General features: G+C 48.9%; 11 protein-coding genes and 2 pseudogenes. 9 read left to right on the top strand and 4 right to left on the bottom strand.

The features are described from left to right. Positions 1–56 precede the first annotated feature (56 nt). The gene (locus ET33_RS10190; protein WP_161783535.1) at positions 57–2,651 is read left to right on the top strand and encodes a LuxR C-terminal-related transcriptional regulator; all 2,595 of its coding nucleotides are present in this window, start codon (positions 57–59) and stop codon (positions 2,649–2,651) included. Between the two features lie 88 nt (positions 2,652–2,739). Here ET33_RS10190 and ET33_RS10185 read toward each other — a convergent pair whose 3' ends face one another. Continuing rightward, a complete protein-coding gene (locus ET33_RS10185; protein WP_036680271.1) occupies positions 2,740–3,153 on the bottom strand; it encodes a VOC family protein in 414 nt (137 codons plus the stop codon). A 508-nt stretch (positions 3,154–3,661) separates the two neighbouring features. Between ET33_RS10185 and ET33_RS10180 the strand changes: the two genes are divergently transcribed. The 3 genes from ET33_RS10180 (at position 3,662) to ET33_RS10170 (ending at position 7,447) form a co-directional block, all read left to right on the top strand. Then, the gene (locus ET33_RS10180) at positions 3,662–4,138 is read left to right on the top strand and encodes a GNAT family N-acetyltransferase (protein ID WP_036680267.1); all 477 of its coding nucleotides are present in this window, start codon (positions 3,662–3,664) and stop codon (positions 4,136–4,138) included. Positions 4,139–4,318: 180 nt separating this feature from the next. Then, positions 4,319–5,302 (top strand): zinc-dependent alcohol dehydrogenase family protein, encoded by a 984-nt coding sequence (locus ET33_RS10175; protein WP_036680900.1) that lies wholly within the window; start codon positions 4,319–4,321, stop codon positions 5,300–5,302. An 87-nt stretch (positions 5,303–5,389) separates the two neighbouring features. Then, a complete protein-coding gene (locus ET33_RS10170) occupies positions 5,390–7,447 on the top strand; it encodes a molybdopterin-containing oxidoreductase family protein (RefSeq protein WP_036680264.1) in 2,058 nt (685 codons plus the stop codon). 169 nt (positions 7,448–7,616) lie between these two features. Here ET33_RS10170 and ET33_RS37365 read toward each other — a convergent pair. Further along, positions 7,617–7,835 (bottom strand): annotated as a pseudogene (locus tag ET33_RS37365) (RNA polymerase alpha subunit C-terminal domain-containing protein); the annotation flags it as partial. Between the two features lie 107 nt (positions 7,836–7,942). On the opposite strand from ET33_RS37365, the pseudogene ET33_RS10165 reads away from it, so the two are divergent. From ET33_RS10165 to ET33_RS10155, 3 genes and pseudogenes are all read left to right on the top strand, one after another. Beyond that, a pseudogene (locus tag ET33_RS10165) lies at positions 7,943–8,898 on the top strand (ABC transporter permease). A gap of 16 nt (positions 8,899–8,914) precedes the next feature. Next, on the top strand, positions 8,915–9,793 hold the full coding sequence (locus tag ET33_RS10160; RefSeq protein WP_036680261.1) for a carbohydrate ABC transporter permease: 879 nt from the start codon (positions 8,915–8,917) through the stop codon (positions 9,791–9,793). Positions 9,794–9,845: 52 nt separating this feature from the next. Continuing rightward, positions 9,846–11,387: an extracellular solute-binding protein gene (locus tag ET33_RS10155; RefSeq protein WP_152570614.1), complete on the top strand. Its 1,542-nt coding sequence runs from the start codon at positions 9,846–9,848 to the stop codon at positions 11,385–11,387. 44 nt (positions 11,388–11,431) lie between these two features. Here ET33_RS10155 and ET33_RS10150 read toward each other — a convergent pair whose 3' ends face one another. Beyond that, entirely contained in the window at positions 11,432–12,436 is a 1,005-nt protein-coding gene (locus tag ET33_RS10150) for a LacI family DNA-binding transcriptional regulator (protein WP_036680258.1), read from the bottom strand. 418 nt (positions 12,437–12,854) lie between these two features. Here ET33_RS10150 and ET33_RS10145 point away from each other — a divergent pair, with 418 nt between their 5' ends. Continuing rightward, positions 12,855–13,730: a LysR family transcriptional regulator gene (locus tag ET33_RS10145; RefSeq protein ID WP_036680894.1), complete on the top strand. Its 876-nt coding sequence runs from the start codon at positions 12,855–12,857 to the stop codon at positions 13,728–13,730. Positions 13,731–13,781: 51 nt separating this feature from the next. Next, a complete protein-coding gene (locus ET33_RS10140) occupies positions 13,782–14,648 on the top strand; it encodes a LysR family transcriptional regulator (protein ID WP_036680256.1) in 867 nt (288 codons plus the stop codon). A gap of 82 nt (positions 14,649–14,730) precedes the next feature. On the opposite strand, the gene ET33_RS10135 is transcribed toward ET33_RS10140, so the two are convergent. Next, on the bottom strand, positions 14,731–15,369 hold the full coding sequence (locus tag ET33_RS10135; protein WP_036680253.1) for a hydrolase: 639 nt from the start codon (positions 15,367–15,369) through the stop codon (positions 14,731–14,733). Positions 15,370–15,609: the final 240 nt, after the last annotated feature.

Genomic DNA, 15,609 nt, shown 5'->3' with positions numbered 1-15,609 from the left:
TTCGCGGAGCGATGCGATGCTCCGACATGATTGCCAGTCAGAACAGGTGGTGCGCCATGATCTCTAACCAAAGGCTGCTAACCGCCCGATTGCGGCCTCCCTCGCCCCGGAGAAACTTCGTGCCGCGCGCAGCGCTGGACGCCAAACTGGAGCGTTTGACAGAGGCGAAAGTAACTTTAATTCAAGGAGCGGCCGGGAGCGGTAAAACGTCGCTCCTTTCCGCGTTTCTAAATAAACGGCCGGAGCTTCCGGCCCGCTGGGTCTCGCTGAACGCCGATAACAACGAGGTAGAACTGTTCTGGTATTACGTTCTGGAGGCGCTCAAGCCGGACTTGGGAGAGGCCGGTGAATCGCTGTTAACGCTGTTCGTCTCGAAGCCTCACGGTCAAGATATCGAAAGCTTCCTCGTGCTGCTTGTGAATCAGTTGGAGAACCATGGAGGAACGCTGGTGCTTGTCCTGGACGATTTTGAAGTGATCGACAGCACCGGGGTTCTCGCTTCGGTACAATTTTTTCTCCGTTACGCGCCGCAGAGCTTTCACCTTGTTCTCCTGAGCCGGAACGCGCCTTGGATGTACTTGGGCGATCTGCGGATGGCCGGAGAATGCCTCGATATCGGAGAAGAGGAGCTGCGGTTCTCGCCGGAGGAAACGAAGCGGTTTTTGCAGATGACCCTGCAAATGACCGTAGCCGAGGGGGATGCGGAGCGTCTGCATCGCGTAACGGAAGGATGGATCGGCGGCCTGCAGCTGACGGCGCTGGCGTTGGACGCGAATCGGCAGGCGGCCGTCGGTCAAGTACGCGCGGTGAACAAGTATGTCGTCGATTACTTGTCCAACGAAATCGTCAGCGGCCTGAAGGAGCAGGAAAAGCGGTTCCTTCTTCAGACCTCGAACCTCCGCTATTTCAATGCCGACATCTGCGACCGGCTGCTGGGAACGGGAGACTCCAAGGCTATGCTGCGGCAGCTTGCCGACCGGCACTTGTTTCTCGTCCCCATTGACGAGGAGGAGGGAATTTACCGGTACCATCATATGTTCGGGGAGTTTCTGCAGCGGCTTTGGCTGGAGGAGGATGGCTCGAATACCGCAGCCTGGCATGCCCGGGCATCCGCCGTATATGAAAACATCGGCGATGTCGAAGAGGGGATTCGTCACGCTTTGCTTGCCGGCCTAACGGACGAAGCGATTCGAATGATCGGTTTATTGGAAACGTCCGTACAAGTATGGGGGCATTTGCGCGAGCTTCCGATCGATGCGCTGCTGGAGCATCGGGACTTGCTGTTCCAGAGGCTCTTTTACCATCTATGCAATCTGGAGATGGAATGCTGCCGCGACATGATGAATCACATCAGGCGCATTTCCCGGGAGGATCGCCTCTGGTCGATCTTATCGATGGCCCGATTGTTCATAGAGGATGACAGCACGATGTCGAGATCGGACCCGCTGGATTGGATCGCGGAAATTGACGGGATGCATGTCAGCGATATCACCAAGGCTATTGCGTACATGACGGCCAGCATGATGTGTTCCTTCCGCGACAGGCATAAGGAAGCGTTAACCTGTCTCGACCAAGCGATTAAGCTCGAACGGAAGGCGCACAATCCGTACATTCACTTTTTTACGGTTACGCTCAAATGTCAACTGTTGGAAAAATGCGGAGAGCTGATTTTTGCGGAGCAGCTTTACCTCGAGATATTCCAAATGATGGAGAAACATGCGATCGTAGCGCCGCTAAAAGTGAATGCGCTCATCGGCATCGCCGGGATTTACTTGAAAACGATGCGGCTGAACGAAGCGGAGCAATCGCTGAGACAGGCGGAAGCCGAGTTGAAAATCGATTATTTGTCATTGGATTTGGCCATCGTCTATAACCGGATGGAGCTTGAGCTGCTGCGCGGCAACCGGGAGGCGGCCCTGCAGCTTCTGCTTAGGCTGGAAGCGATGGGCATTTACGAAAGCGTCCACTACGTACCGGCTATCCTGAATTACACGATCAAGCTCGACAAGATTCGGACGCATGCGCTGGAAGCGTTCGAGCAGGAAGCGGAACGTGGGGATCAGGCCGGGACGCTGCGCACGGAGGAGCAGCTTGTCTATGCGAAAGCTTTGGCTCATCGCGGCTTGCGGGAGAAGGCGCTGGCGCAAATCGATGCCGTTCTGTCCGGAGCAAGAAAACAGGCGGACTACTGGACAATTGTTGAAGCGGCGATGCTGAAGCTTGAAGTCATGGGCGCGGCGGGACGTGCCGATAAGCGACAGCAGCTTCAACTGGCCCGGGAGGCGATTCACTACGCCTCGTTGTACGGGATCAAGTCGCTTTTTGTACTGGAGGAGTCTGCCGTGCGGCCATATGCCGAGAAGCTGCTGCGTCAAGATCAGGCGTCCGAGCTGTCCCTTACCGAGAAACGCTTCTTACAGGAATTGTTTGCACTATGGGGAACCGAGGCCTCCGACGGCCAAGGCTTAACCGACAGGGAACGGGAAGTGCTTGAAGTGCTGGCAACGGGAGCGTCGAACAAGGAGATTGGCGAACGGCTGTGTATTTCGCTCGCAACCGTCAAAACGCACATCATCAACATTTACTCGAAGCTGGGGGTATCCGGACGGATTGAGGCGGTGGAGAAAGCGCGGCAGCTGGGGCTTCATTAGCGGAAAAAGTCAAAGACTCATACCGGCGCATGCCGGATATGAGTCTTTTGTTTGTAGGCCGTTGTGCGGCTAAACGGGCGAACCGCTTCTATTCTTCGTGGTTAAACTGCCACTGGATACCGAATTTATCGGTTAATTGGCCGTAGCATTTGCTCCAGAACGTTTCTTGCAGCTCCATGCCTACCTTGCCGCCTTCTTTAAGCTTATTGAAATGCGTTTTCATTTCATCGATGTTTTTGCTCATGACGGAAAGGCTGATGTTGTTTCCGGCGGTATAAGGCATACCCGGGAAAATGTCGGAAAACATCACGTCGCTCCCGTTAACGGTAATGCGGGCATGCATGACCAAATGCTTGGCTTCCTCCGGCAGCGTGTACTCCGGGTTAGGGGGCGCATCGCTGAAGGTCATGATTTGCGGTTTTTCCGTTCCGAAAGCCTCCGCATAAAATTCGACCGCTTCACGACAATTTCCGTTGAAGTTCAGATACACATTGATAGCCATTAATTTCGCTCCTTCGTTCGAATAGGATGGTCTGCAAGCACGGGCTATGTTCACGCTTTCGTCATTTAGCCTTGCCTCTACCAGTATACCTCGAACCGGAGCCATTTTAAACAACGTTATTCATGCCGTCAATCGGCCTATGGAAAATTTCAGGAGGACCCGAACATGACATTGACCTGCTCAATCATTACGAAATTGATGATCAAACGGAAAAATGGGGGAGGCTGGTAGGCCCGGTTACCTATGATTTTACTTACGCCTTTTGTTCCTCAACTTTGGGTTCAATTCATCGAATATAGGATTGAGGGATTTTCGCTGAGAAAATGTGCAGAAGTGGTTCCGTTATTTGGACAGCAAGGAATATGAGAATACAACGTCGAATAAGAAAAATAGGTTGGTCATTTCATCGTAAATCAGACGAATAGCAAACTTCGACGGTCGGCTTTTTCTTGTTGAATTCTAAATTTATCTGTGGTTTGAAAAAAATTTTACCTTAATGAGGTGCAATATGGAAATCGCGATGTTGCGTGACGTAATCGAAGATGACCTATCGATTTTTTTTGAACATCAGATGGATACGATTTCCAATTTCATGGCCGCTTTTACTGCTAAGGACCCGTCGGATAAGATCGCTTTTAAGGCACACTGGGAGAAGATTTTAAACAATGAGACGATTATAAAAAAGACGGTAATTTATAATGGAAATGTGGTAGGACATGTCCTAAGCTTTGAACAGTTTGGCGAACGAGAAGTTAGCTACTGGATTGGACGTGAATACTGGGGGAAAGGTATCGCGACGGAAGCACTCTCTCAATTTCTGGATAGTATAATCATTCGTCCCCTTTATGCTCGTGCGGCCAAGGATAACATTGCTTCCATTCGCGTATTGGAAAAGTGTGGCTTTGAGATAAAAGGAGAAGACAAGGGATACTCCAATTCACGAGCTGAGGAAGTTGAAGAATATATTCTGAAGTTGTCTCAATAGAAAGCCATTGTGGACACACTAACGAGACGTTAGCTCAGTTAACCGCCCTCCTCAGAAGGCGGTTAACTTTATGTCTTGTATCCATATTAAGGTTTAGGTATTTTTTGGGCTGAGGCATGGGGAGTGCAGCTTATCAAAATTTTTCAGGCTGAATTTAAAAGAACAGGGGTAATCGATTTCATGGAGGCCAATGTTGTTCGTTATTATCGTTTCGGTGAACCCGGCGAGGTGTTGCAAATCGAGAAGAAGCCCCCGCTTGTGCCGGGGCCGGGTGAAATCTCCGTCAAAATGCGGGCGCGGCCCATTAATCCATCGGATGTGATCCCGATTCGGGGAGCGTATTCTCACCGGATTACGTTGCCCGCGGTTCCGGGTTATGAAGGGATAGGAATTGTGGAAGCCGTAGGGCTGGGAGTTCCGAAGCAAATGTTGGGGAAGCGCGTACTCCCTCTGCAAGGCGACGGCACGTGGCAGGACTATGTGACGGCCCCGGCCAAATTTGCCGTTCCCGTACCGGAAGATATCGACGACGACACGGCTTGCCAGCTTTATATTAACCCGGTTACCGCTTGGTTGATCTGCCGCACAGCGCTCCGGTTAACGCACGGGGATGTGTTGGTTGTGAATGCGGCGGGTTCCGCTATCGGGAGAACGTTTGCCCAATTGTCGCCTATTTTCGGATACCGGATGATTGCTCTGACACGCAGCGACCGCCATACCTCCGAGCTGCGGCGTCTTGGGGCGGCCTATGTGTTTAACACCGCGGAAGACTCCGTCCGGGATCGAATTTTAGAAGCTACGGCAGGCCAAGGCGCCACGGCGGCCATCGACAGTATCGGTGGACCCGAAGGCGAAAAGCTGGTGCGCTGCGTGAAGACGGACGGAACGATCTTAAGCATCGGGCTGCTTTCAGGTATTCCGGCAGTATGGCATGAAGCGGTTCGGGGAACGCAGATCCGCGTCCTGCCGTTCTATCTCCGGCAATGGGTGCGGAATTCGTCGCAGGAGGAATGGGAGGCGGCTTTTGGGCAAGTGCTGCATCTCGTACAGGAGAAAAAGCTGGCGATGATGAAGATCGGAGCCAGATTTGAATTGACGGACGTCAAAAGCGCGATCCATGCCGCGGAGTCGGGCATCCACGGGAAAGTTCTATTGTTGAGCTAATAAAGCAGTCGCACCGGATGCGGCAGGAGATGAACGCGCAATGGAGAAAAAGATAAGAAAGAAGTTGGATTCGCTAGGAGGCAAGCAATGAACGCGATAGAGGATAAAACGACAGAAATCGTACGGGGCGTGTGCTCGTTGGACTGTCCGGATCAATGCGGCTTGCTACTGCATAAAGAAGCGGGGCGAATCGTGAAGGTGGAGGGAGATCCTTCGCATCCGATGACACAGGGCGCCATATGCAACAAAGTACGCCATATGGCCGAGCGCTTGTATGACCCGGCCCGTCTTCGCTATCCAATGAAACGAACGGGGAAGAAGGGAGACGGCGCGTTCGAACGTATCTCATGGGAGGAAGCAATCGAGACGATCGTCTCCAAGTGGAAGACGCTTATCGCGACGGAAGGGGCGGAAAGCATCCTGCCGTACAGCTTTTACGGGAATATGGGGAGAATCGGGACGGAGGGCATGGACCGGCGCTTCTTCCACCGCCTGGGCGCCAGCCGGCTTGAGCAAACGATATGCGAAGCCGCGGGAACGGAAGGGTACCGATATACGATGGGCGGCAGCTACGGAACGTCCCCGGAGGATACGGTCCACGCCAAGCTGATTGTGATGTGGGGCATTAATGCGGTAAGCACCAACCTGCACCAGATCGTGCTTGCGGAGAAGGCGCGCAAGACCGGCGCCCGTATCGTGGCGATCGACGTACATCGCAATCGGACGGCCAAATGGGCGGACTGGTTCATTCCGATTCGCCCGGGAACGGATGCCGCTCTTGCGCTTGGCCTGATGCATATTTTGTTCGAAGAGGGCATGACGGACGAAACGTTCTTACAAACGTATACGGTCGGACACGAAAAGCTCCGCCAGCATGTGAAGTCGTATGACCCGGAATTCGTGTCCTCCGTTACGGGCGTGCCCGTGGACGACATTTATGAGCTTGCCCGATTGTACGGCCGTACGACCCCGTCCTTCATTCGGATCGGCAACGGGATTCAGCACCATGACAACGGAGGGATGTGCGTTCGAACGATCGCCTGCCTTCCGGCGCTGACAGGTCAATGGATGCATCGCGGCGGCGGGGCGATCAAGGGCAACGGAAGCTATTTGGAATTCAACAAAGCGGCCCTGCAGCGTCCGCAATTGCGCAAGCAGCCGGCCCGCTCCGTCAATATGAATCTGCTTGGAAATGCGCTGTTGGAGCTCGATCCGCCGATCCGTTCGCTTTACGTGTACAATTCGAACCCGGCGGTCGTCGCTCCGCATGCTGGCAAAGTACGGCAAGGGTTGATGCGCGAAGATTTATTCACGGTGGTACACGACTTGTTTCTTACGGAGACCGCGCGGTACGCCGATCTGGTGCTTCCGGCAACGTCTTCCTTCGAAAACCATGATATTTACCGTTCTTACTGGCATCATTATGTCCAGATCCAACAGCCAGCCGTTGAGCCTTACGGCGAAAGCAAGTCCAATCCGGACGTCTTCCGGCTGCTGGCCCAAGGCATGGGTTTCGAGGAAGAAGCTTTGCGCGATTCGGACGAGGACATGATCCGGCAGGCGCTGAACAATCCGGCCAATCCGAATCTGGAGAGCATTACGTATGAGCGGCTTCTGGAGGAGCAGTACGCGAGAGCGAACGTCCGGCCGCTGTTTCCGGGCAAGCTGCCTACGCCGAGCGGAAAGATCGAGCTTTACTCCAGGGCGATGGAGCTAAAAGGCCTTCCGCCGCTGCCTACGTACACGCCGCTGCAGACAGACGAGGATGAGGCTTTGCGGTTTCAATTTATCCCGGCGCCCAATCACAATTTCTTAAACTCGACGTTCTCGCACAATGCAAAGCATGTCCGGCTGGAAGGCAGCGAGCCGAAGCTCTACATGCATACGGAAGACGCCGAGAGCTTGGGAATCCGGAGCGGCGAACGTGTCCGGGTCTGGAACTCGCGAGGCTCGTGCGAGCTGACCGCGGCGGTGGGCGACGACGTTGTTCGCGGTACCGTCGTCAGCCAGGGCTTATGGGCGGACGCGGAAGGAAGCAGCCGCCTGGTGAATGCTCTCACCCCGGACAGGCTGGCGGATATGGGCGGCGGGGCCGTCTTTTTCTCGGGACGGGTGCAGGTGAAAAAGCTGGAAAGTGTCAGCTAGTCGAGTAACACAGATATCCTTGGAGGAAGCCAGAGCGCTTCATCCGGGGATATTTTTTTAACTCCAATAGGCAAATGATAATTATTGCGATTAAAATAAATGTGCAGGGAAAGAAAGCCCGGTTTGCTTTTGAAACGGGCGAGAGCTTTCTGCTGAGTTTGTTTTGACCTTAGTCTTTGAACGATAACCCATTTTCCTGCAAAGCCATCCTAAGTTTGGGTAAAGATGCCGGTCCCATCCCATGAAATTTCAGGATCTCTTTCTCGCTATACTGTGAGAGCTGCTGTAAGGAAGTGATTCCATGGTGTTCCAATGCTCGTCTCGCCGGTGCCGAAAGAAGCGAAAGAAATCCGTTGTCAGGTTTGCGTTCTTGCTCACAGATCGGGCAGATCCCTTAAAGTGGAAGCGATGTAAAATAGATAGCTGTAAATAATTGTACGGAATTTGCGCTTGTGGTATGCTGACGCTAGCAAAAAAAACCAAATAGGGAGGACGATGGATGCCAGAACTGACTTCCGCACGGCCGCAGCGGTCTCGAGAAGCGTGAAGAGGCGGAGAATCAGCCGTTTGATCAAAAACAGGTGGCTCTATATCATGGCGATCCCCGGCATGCTCTACTTCCTTATTTTCAAATATGTACCGATGTGGGGGCTTCTGATCGCCTTTCAGGATTATCAGCCTACGCTGGGGTTGCTGCAAAGCAAGTGGGTGGGCCTGCGGCACTTCGAGCGTTTTTTTTCGATTCATCGTTCCTGCTGCTGTTTAAGAACACATTTCTTTTGGCTGTTTATCATTTATTGTTCTTTTTCCCGCTGCCGATTGTACTGGCCTTGTTGCTCAATGAAGTTCGTAAAGAGCTATTTAAGCGCGCCATTCAGACAATTGTGTATATCCCGCATTTTGTATCGTGGGTCGTCGTAGCAGGGATCACCTATATCTTCTTTACGACCGAAGGGGGCATCATGAACGAGGCGCTTGCAGCGCTGGGCTTCGAGAAGGTGAACTTCCTTATCTCTAACGAGTGGTTCCGCACGATAATCGTATCCCAGGTGATTTGGAAGGATACAGGTTGGGGGACGATCATTTTCCTGGCCGCATTGGCCGGAGTCGACCGGCAGTTGTATGAAGCGGCAACGATCGATGGCGCAGGACGGTTCCGTCAAGTATGGCATATCACGCTGCCGGCGATCCGAAGTGTAATTGTTGTGCTGCTTATTCTCAGGCTAGGCGATTTCCTCGATACCGGCTTCGAGCAAATTTTCCTGATACTGAACGCCATGAATAGCGAGGTTGGCGAAGTATTTGATACGTATGTATACAAAGCCGGTATTTTGCGGGGACAATTCAGCTACAGTACTGCAGTTGGTTTGTTTAAATCGATAGTCGGATTTGTTTTGGTAGTGGGAGCCAATCGCTTGGCCCAAAAATTCGGCGAAAGCGGGTTGTATTAAGAAGGAGACGGTACTTATGGTGGGTAAAAGCTGGAGCAGCCGCATCTTCGATGGCTTAAACGATTTGTTCCTTGTGCTTATTGCGCTCATCTCGCTGATTCCATTTCTCTACATCGTTTTGGTATCGTTTGCACAGCCGGTGGATGTGCTTGGGCGAGACTTCATTTTCATGCCGACGACGTTCTCTCTGGAGGGGTATCGGTATATTTTCTCAAGCCATATCATAGTCCATAGTCTGCTGGTGACCGTGGGCATTACTGCGGCTGGTACACTGATCAATCTTATCTTTACTTCACTGCTTGCTTATCCGCTTTCCAGGCGCGATTTCGACGGCAGAAAAATTTGCATGAAGTTGATCGTATTCACCATGCTTTTTCATGGGGGTATCCTGCCAACCTTCCTCGTGGTGAAATCGTTAGGCTTGCTTAACAACTACTGGTCCCTGCTGCTGCCGAGTGCCATCAGCGCGTTTAACCTGATTGTCGTGGTCAGCTTCTTTCGGGAGCTGCCTGCAGAGTTGGAGGAAGCAGCCAAAATGGATGGCTGTAATGATTTGGTGCTGTTGATTCGCATCGTATTACCTATATCTGGACCGGTGCTCGCTGCATTCGCATTGTTTTATGCCGTAAATCATTGGAACACATTTTTACATGCGATTCTGTACATCAATGATTCCCATATGTGGCCCATTCAAGTGTGGCTTAGACAAATCGTCATATTAGCGCAAGGAGAAATCGGAGACTCCGCGCAGTTTGAACAGAATTACATCGCTCCTCCTCCAACCATGATCAAAATGGCCGTGATCGTGATCTCTACGGTACCGATTTTGCTGGTCTATCCGTTTGTGCAGAAGCATTTTACTAAGGGGGTTCTTCTAGGGGCAATGAAAGGCTAATAAGAGACAAGCCGGTTCATGAACTAAATTTTAGAAGGAGGTTTCATCCACATTGAAAAGACTAAAAAAACGAAACAGACAGCGGGGGATTCATAAAACAGGAATAACTGCATTAGGAGTTCTGGTTGGGGCAACTGCGATCCTGTCAGGGTGCGGAGGCGAGAAAAGTCCGGCAGGAGCTTCTTCCAACGGTGAAACGGAGACGGTACAAGGACCGTTACAGCTCAATCTGATGACGTACATGTATGCAGAGCCGCCTAAACCAGACAGCGAGATTCAGAAGAAGATAGAAGCCTATACGAATACAAAGCTGGATATTTCCTGGGTGCCTAAATCTACCTACAACGACAAGGTAAACATAACGTTGGGTTCCGGTGAGCTGCCGAAAGCCATGCTTGTTCAAAATAATAAAGATTCGAACATACTAAGCTCGGTTCGAGCAGGCGTGTTCTGGGAGATTGGTCCCTACCTGAATCAATATCCGAATCTCTCCAAAATGAACAAGGCGGTCTTCGATAATATTAAGGTAGACGGTAAAATATACGGCTTATATCGTGAGCGTGATCTGGCGACATCCGGCATTATTTTCCGTACCGATTGGTTAAAGAATGTAGGACTCGGCGCACCTAAAACGATCCATGAGCTTTATGAGGTGTTGAAAGCCTTTACACGGAACGATCCGGATCGGAATGGCAAGCACGATACAGTTGGCTTAACCGATGAGAAAACGCTGGAAGGCTTCGCTACCATAGCATCCTATTTCGGAGCTCCTAATGGCTGGGAAGTGAAAGATGGCAAGATGAGCCCCGATTTCATGTCGCCTGAATATTTGGAAGCGATGAGATTCTATAGGAAGCTGTATGAAGAGAAGTTGATCAAGCAGGATTTCCCCGTGCTCAACAACCGACAGAAGAAGGACGACATCAACCAAGGCAAAGCAGGCGTCGTTATCTCCAACATGATTGATTCTGCCGGATATCAGGCTGCACTTGCGAAGACGTTCCCAGGAGCCGACGTCGATGTCATTAGCCGTATCCAAGGGCCGAAGGGCGAACGGACGCCTGGTGGACAAGGCTATAACAGTGTGTACATGTTTCCGAAATCCAGTGTAAAAACGGAAGCGGAGTTGAAACGGATCCTCGCTTTCTTCGATAAGCTGTCCGATCCTGCGATGCTCGATTTGCTTGGCTGGGGTCTGGAAGGAAGGCATTACCAAATGAAGGAGGGGAAGCCGGTATTTTTAGATCAAAAGCTGCATGACATGGAGATTGGCTCCGGCTATCTTCAGCTGCAAGTGGCCAAATACACGGCGAAAACCAAAGGGGTAGAGACGCCATTAATGGAGAAGTTCAGCAAGATGATGCAGGAGAATGAGTCTATAGCGGTGAACAACGCTGCGAATCCGTTGGTATCCGATACTTTAACGACGAAAGGCAGCGAGTTGAAGCAGATGATTGAGGATGCGCGAACCAAATTCATTACGGGGAAGCTGGATGAGGCGGGCTGGCAGAAGGTCATTGAGCAGTGGCGCAAAGCAGGTGGGGATAAGGTGATGGAAGAGTTCAGCGAGCAGTACACGAAGAACGCAAAATAACAGATTCGAGATAGGAAAAGAAGACCGGTACTCTGATCACAGGGTTACCGGTTTTTGGTTTGCAATCGCTCTGCGCTATTGCGGATCATCAGTTGAGTCGGAATCAAAACTTTCTTGCACATGCTTCTAACGTCTTCGATTCGCTCAATGATGGTTTGGACGGCAGTCTGACCCATATATTCGGTTGGGATATGCACGGTCGTTAAGGAAGGAGTCGTATAACGCGCCATGGAATGGTCATTAAACCCTACGATACTGACCATTCCGGGAACGGAGATGTTCTGTTCCTTAAGGAATTCCAAAGCGCCGATTGCATTAGGATCGTTGGCAATAAAAAAAGCTGAAGGCAGCGGACCTTCATGAAACGCGCGTTCCATCATTTTGTACCCGCTCTTTATGCCGTTTTCACCGATGTAGATTCTCGAGCTTTTGAATTCAGGGAACTTCGACATATATCTTAGGAATACTTGATCTCTTCGATCTTCAAACTCCAAATCGGGAGACTCAATGGAGCCGATATAACCAATGTCACGATGTCCAAGTCCTGTGAGATAATCCAGGGCGGAATGAATGGCTTTTTTCGTATCGAACCATACCGAGTCGAATTTGTTGTCATTCGGGCATCTGCCGATAACTAAAATTTTATCCGTATCAAGCGAGCGGGCGATCCCGGTAATCTCTTCATCCGTGTAGTTGCCTTGGATAATAGCCCCATGTATATGGCTAGCGGACATATTAGTAAAATTAAATACATTTATGCTATCAATTTCATACTGCAAACAGACTCTATCAATACCGCTCCGAATAGAAAAATGAAAGTCATTATCCAGATGGCTGTTAAAAATAAAAGACTTATAAACCAAAGCAAGCCGATAATGTTTTTTATTGTAACGTTCCACAATTGTTTTATAGCCCAATCTTCGGGCTACCTCCAATACTTTGTTTCGAGTCTTTTCCGAAACGTTAAAGGATTGGTCATTGTTTAGCACACGTGAGACGGTTGTGGTTGAAACATTGGCTTGCTGGGCAATATCTTTGATGGTAACCAAAGGATAAACCTCCAAAATCGTAGGTAAAATATTTATCAATAATTTAATGGTTAATAACATAATTATACGCTATAAAGCTTCTTTCTGTAAGAGTGAAAAAATTTTTCTTTTGTATCGCTAAATCGCAGCAGCGTTTTCGATATGCTCAAGAGTTTAAACTATGCTATGTCTAGAAGGATATATCAGGAGAGGGGCAAATAAGAAGTGATTGACAATAACTGGTTAACGAATTTAAACTAAAATGGTAAATATATCACTAAAATAATTCGAAAAAAGAGGTATGATTTTGGTGTAAATATTACTAAACGCTCATCCTAAAAAACAGGTGCAGTTAATACAATAAAGGGGGGACCATAATAATACGAGTAAAAGAAAGTTCTTTATGCTTTCCTATTCTGGGATAATCAGGGTGATTGATATGGAGCTTCGCCAGCTGGAGTATTTTCTTCAAATCTGCAAATCGGGAAGTCTTTCGAAAGCCAAAGAACATTTAGGAGTTACTCAGCCTACCTTAAGCCAGCAAATTCGAGTATTGGAAGATGAGTATAATATTCCATTGTTCAACCGGGTTAGTAGGGGCGTTGAGCTGACAGAAGCGGGAAAAATTCTCTTGAATAAGGGGAATGCCATTATGAATCTTCTCGAGGAAGCCCGAAATAAGATATTCGATCATGTAACGAAAGAAACACTTACCATTGGTTGTTGCCCTGCCGAAATGGAGTATCTAGCTCCTGCGTTCCTTACATTTCACCAAAAGCACCCGAACGCCCAGTTGAAAATTATCGAGGCAGAGGATGTAGAACTTAAACTTCTGGAGCATGGTGTTGACATTGGCATCACCTCAAAACCTATTTCAGATCGTTCCGTGGTTGCGACACATCTATATAGGCAAGAAATGGCACTATTGCTTCATGCCAGTCATCCTATGGCGAATAAAGCATCTATTCCTTTTCGAGCTTTGAAGCAGCTAAATTCGATCATGTTTCGAGGACAATACAAATCATTAATTGAAATGCATGGTTTCTCATGCGGCTTTACCTTGGAGTCGATGATCGAAACGACCTCTACCTCATTATTGATTCATTGGGTTCAACAAGGACATGGAGCAGCTCTTCTTCCGAACTCTTTGCTCAGAAATTTAAATGATAATTCCTTGCGCATTGTAAGGATCGAAGGTCAGGTTCCTTCATGGGATATATCCCTTGTGCATCTTAACTCCATGACGATGAGATCAACAGCACAAGCATTCATTCAAGAGATGAATCAATTTGTAAGAGTTGCTGAGACTGGATAAACGTAGGGGTGAATACAGGGAGACTATGAGCGAGGTGAGGTGTACACTTCAATGTTCAGGCAGTTAGAGTGCTTCATACAAATTTGCAAAGAAGGCAGCTTTACGAAAGCCGCGGAAGTATTATTAGTTTCTCAGCCAACGTTAAGTCAGCAAATCCGGTACTTGGAGAATGAGGTTGGAACCCCCTTGTTCGAGCGGTTGGGCAGAGGGGTAAAAGTTACACCTGCCGGGGAAATTCTTTATGATAAAGCCGTTTCGGTAATGAGACTGATTGAAGAATCGAAAAAAGAAACGCATGAGCTGCGTCATGCCCGGATCAATAAACTTTTAGTAGGTATCTCGCCTGTAAACTTCATTCATTTAGCGCCCAGCTTTTTGAAATTCCATGAACAGTATCCGGATGTCATCTTAAAGTTTGTGGAAGCAGAGGATACATCTGAACAATTAATGGATGGGAACATTCATATTGGCATTACGGATGAGCCCGAACCGAACAAAGATATTCATATGATGCATTTATATCATGAGGAACAAGCTTTGGTCGTGTATGCAGATCACCCGTGGGCAGACAGAAAGGTAATTTCTTTTCGGGAATTAGCAGATTTAGATTGTGCTTTATGGGCTAAAGACTTACACATCTTCAGACTTATTCAATCATTTAGCGACAAGCTCGCCAATACTAAGTTCGAGGCAACCTCTACAATCATACTGCTCTCTATGGTCTTACATAAAATGGGGGCAGCTATTTTACCTGTTTCTCTGATTGAAAGCTTTTCGTGTCAGGGGGTTACAATGATTCGTCTTATGGATCCAACCCCTACTATAGAGATTAAGCTTTTATATCCCAAGCATCAATTCAACAACCCTTTCGTTCAAGCGTTTATTCATGATCTACTAGAATTTACGAAAAAATTATAAAGCAAAAAAGAGCTGGCTCCTCCCATTCTGAGGAAACAGCTCCTTTTTCATACAGTGACTGTCTTTTTAGGAATAAGTCAGCTTATCCTCCGTGGCCGCCAAACATCGTTTGAGCATAAACAATGCCTGTACCGTAGGCCCCGCTGTGCTGCTTAGCAATTTCCAATACCGGCTCGTAGGTTTCTTGACGTGCCCAATCGCGTTGGTATTCAAGCAGAACGGATAGCCAGGTAACCGGGATTGCTCCTGCCTGTATCATGCGTTGAATGGACGTGTTGTGCGCTTCTGTAGTCGTACCGCCGGAAGCATCCGTTACAGTATATACTTCATATCCTTCTTTAAGGGCTGAAATGGTAGGAAATGCAAGGCAAACTTCCGTCCAAAGCGCAGCCATAATCAACTTCTTGCGCCCGGTTTGTTTCACAGCAGCAACGAAGTTCTCGTCTTCCCAAGAGTTCATGGATGTACGGTCAATCGGCTTATGATCAGGAAAAACCTCTTGAATATGCGGATGAAGCGGACCTGAGAACGACTCAGCCGCAACGGTTGTGAGAATAATAGGCGCATTGAAGACTTTGGCCGCTTTTGCAAGTCCAACCGTATTGTTAATGATGGTTTGGCGATCAGCGCTTTGCACGCCAAACAGCATTTGAGGCTGATGATCAATAAGAATAATAGCTGAGTTTTCAGCGGTAAGTAAATCGGTTTTGCCGTTAAACATACAAAAATCCCCACTTTCCATGAATAGGATTGCAGCAAATCCATATATTTGAAATCCGGCTGCATGTCATCAGTCTATTGAAATGCCAACGCGCGAACAATCTTCAATTTTCTATATAACCCATAGGGAAAAACTATATAGATCAAAAGTATGATGCAAATGTCGTATAAGTAATTCTTATGGCTGGTATAGAGAAAACCTTATTGATGGAAAGGAAAGCTGACTTATAGACTTGTGCAT

The organism is Paenibacillus tyrphae, from assembly GCF_000722545.1.
Classification (GTDB): Bacteria; Bacillota; Bacilli; order Paenibacillales; family NBRC-103111; genus Paenibacillus_G; species Paenibacillus_G tyrfis.
Note: the sequence above shows the minus strand (reverse complement) of the source record. Positions and strands in the feature narration are given on the sequence as shown.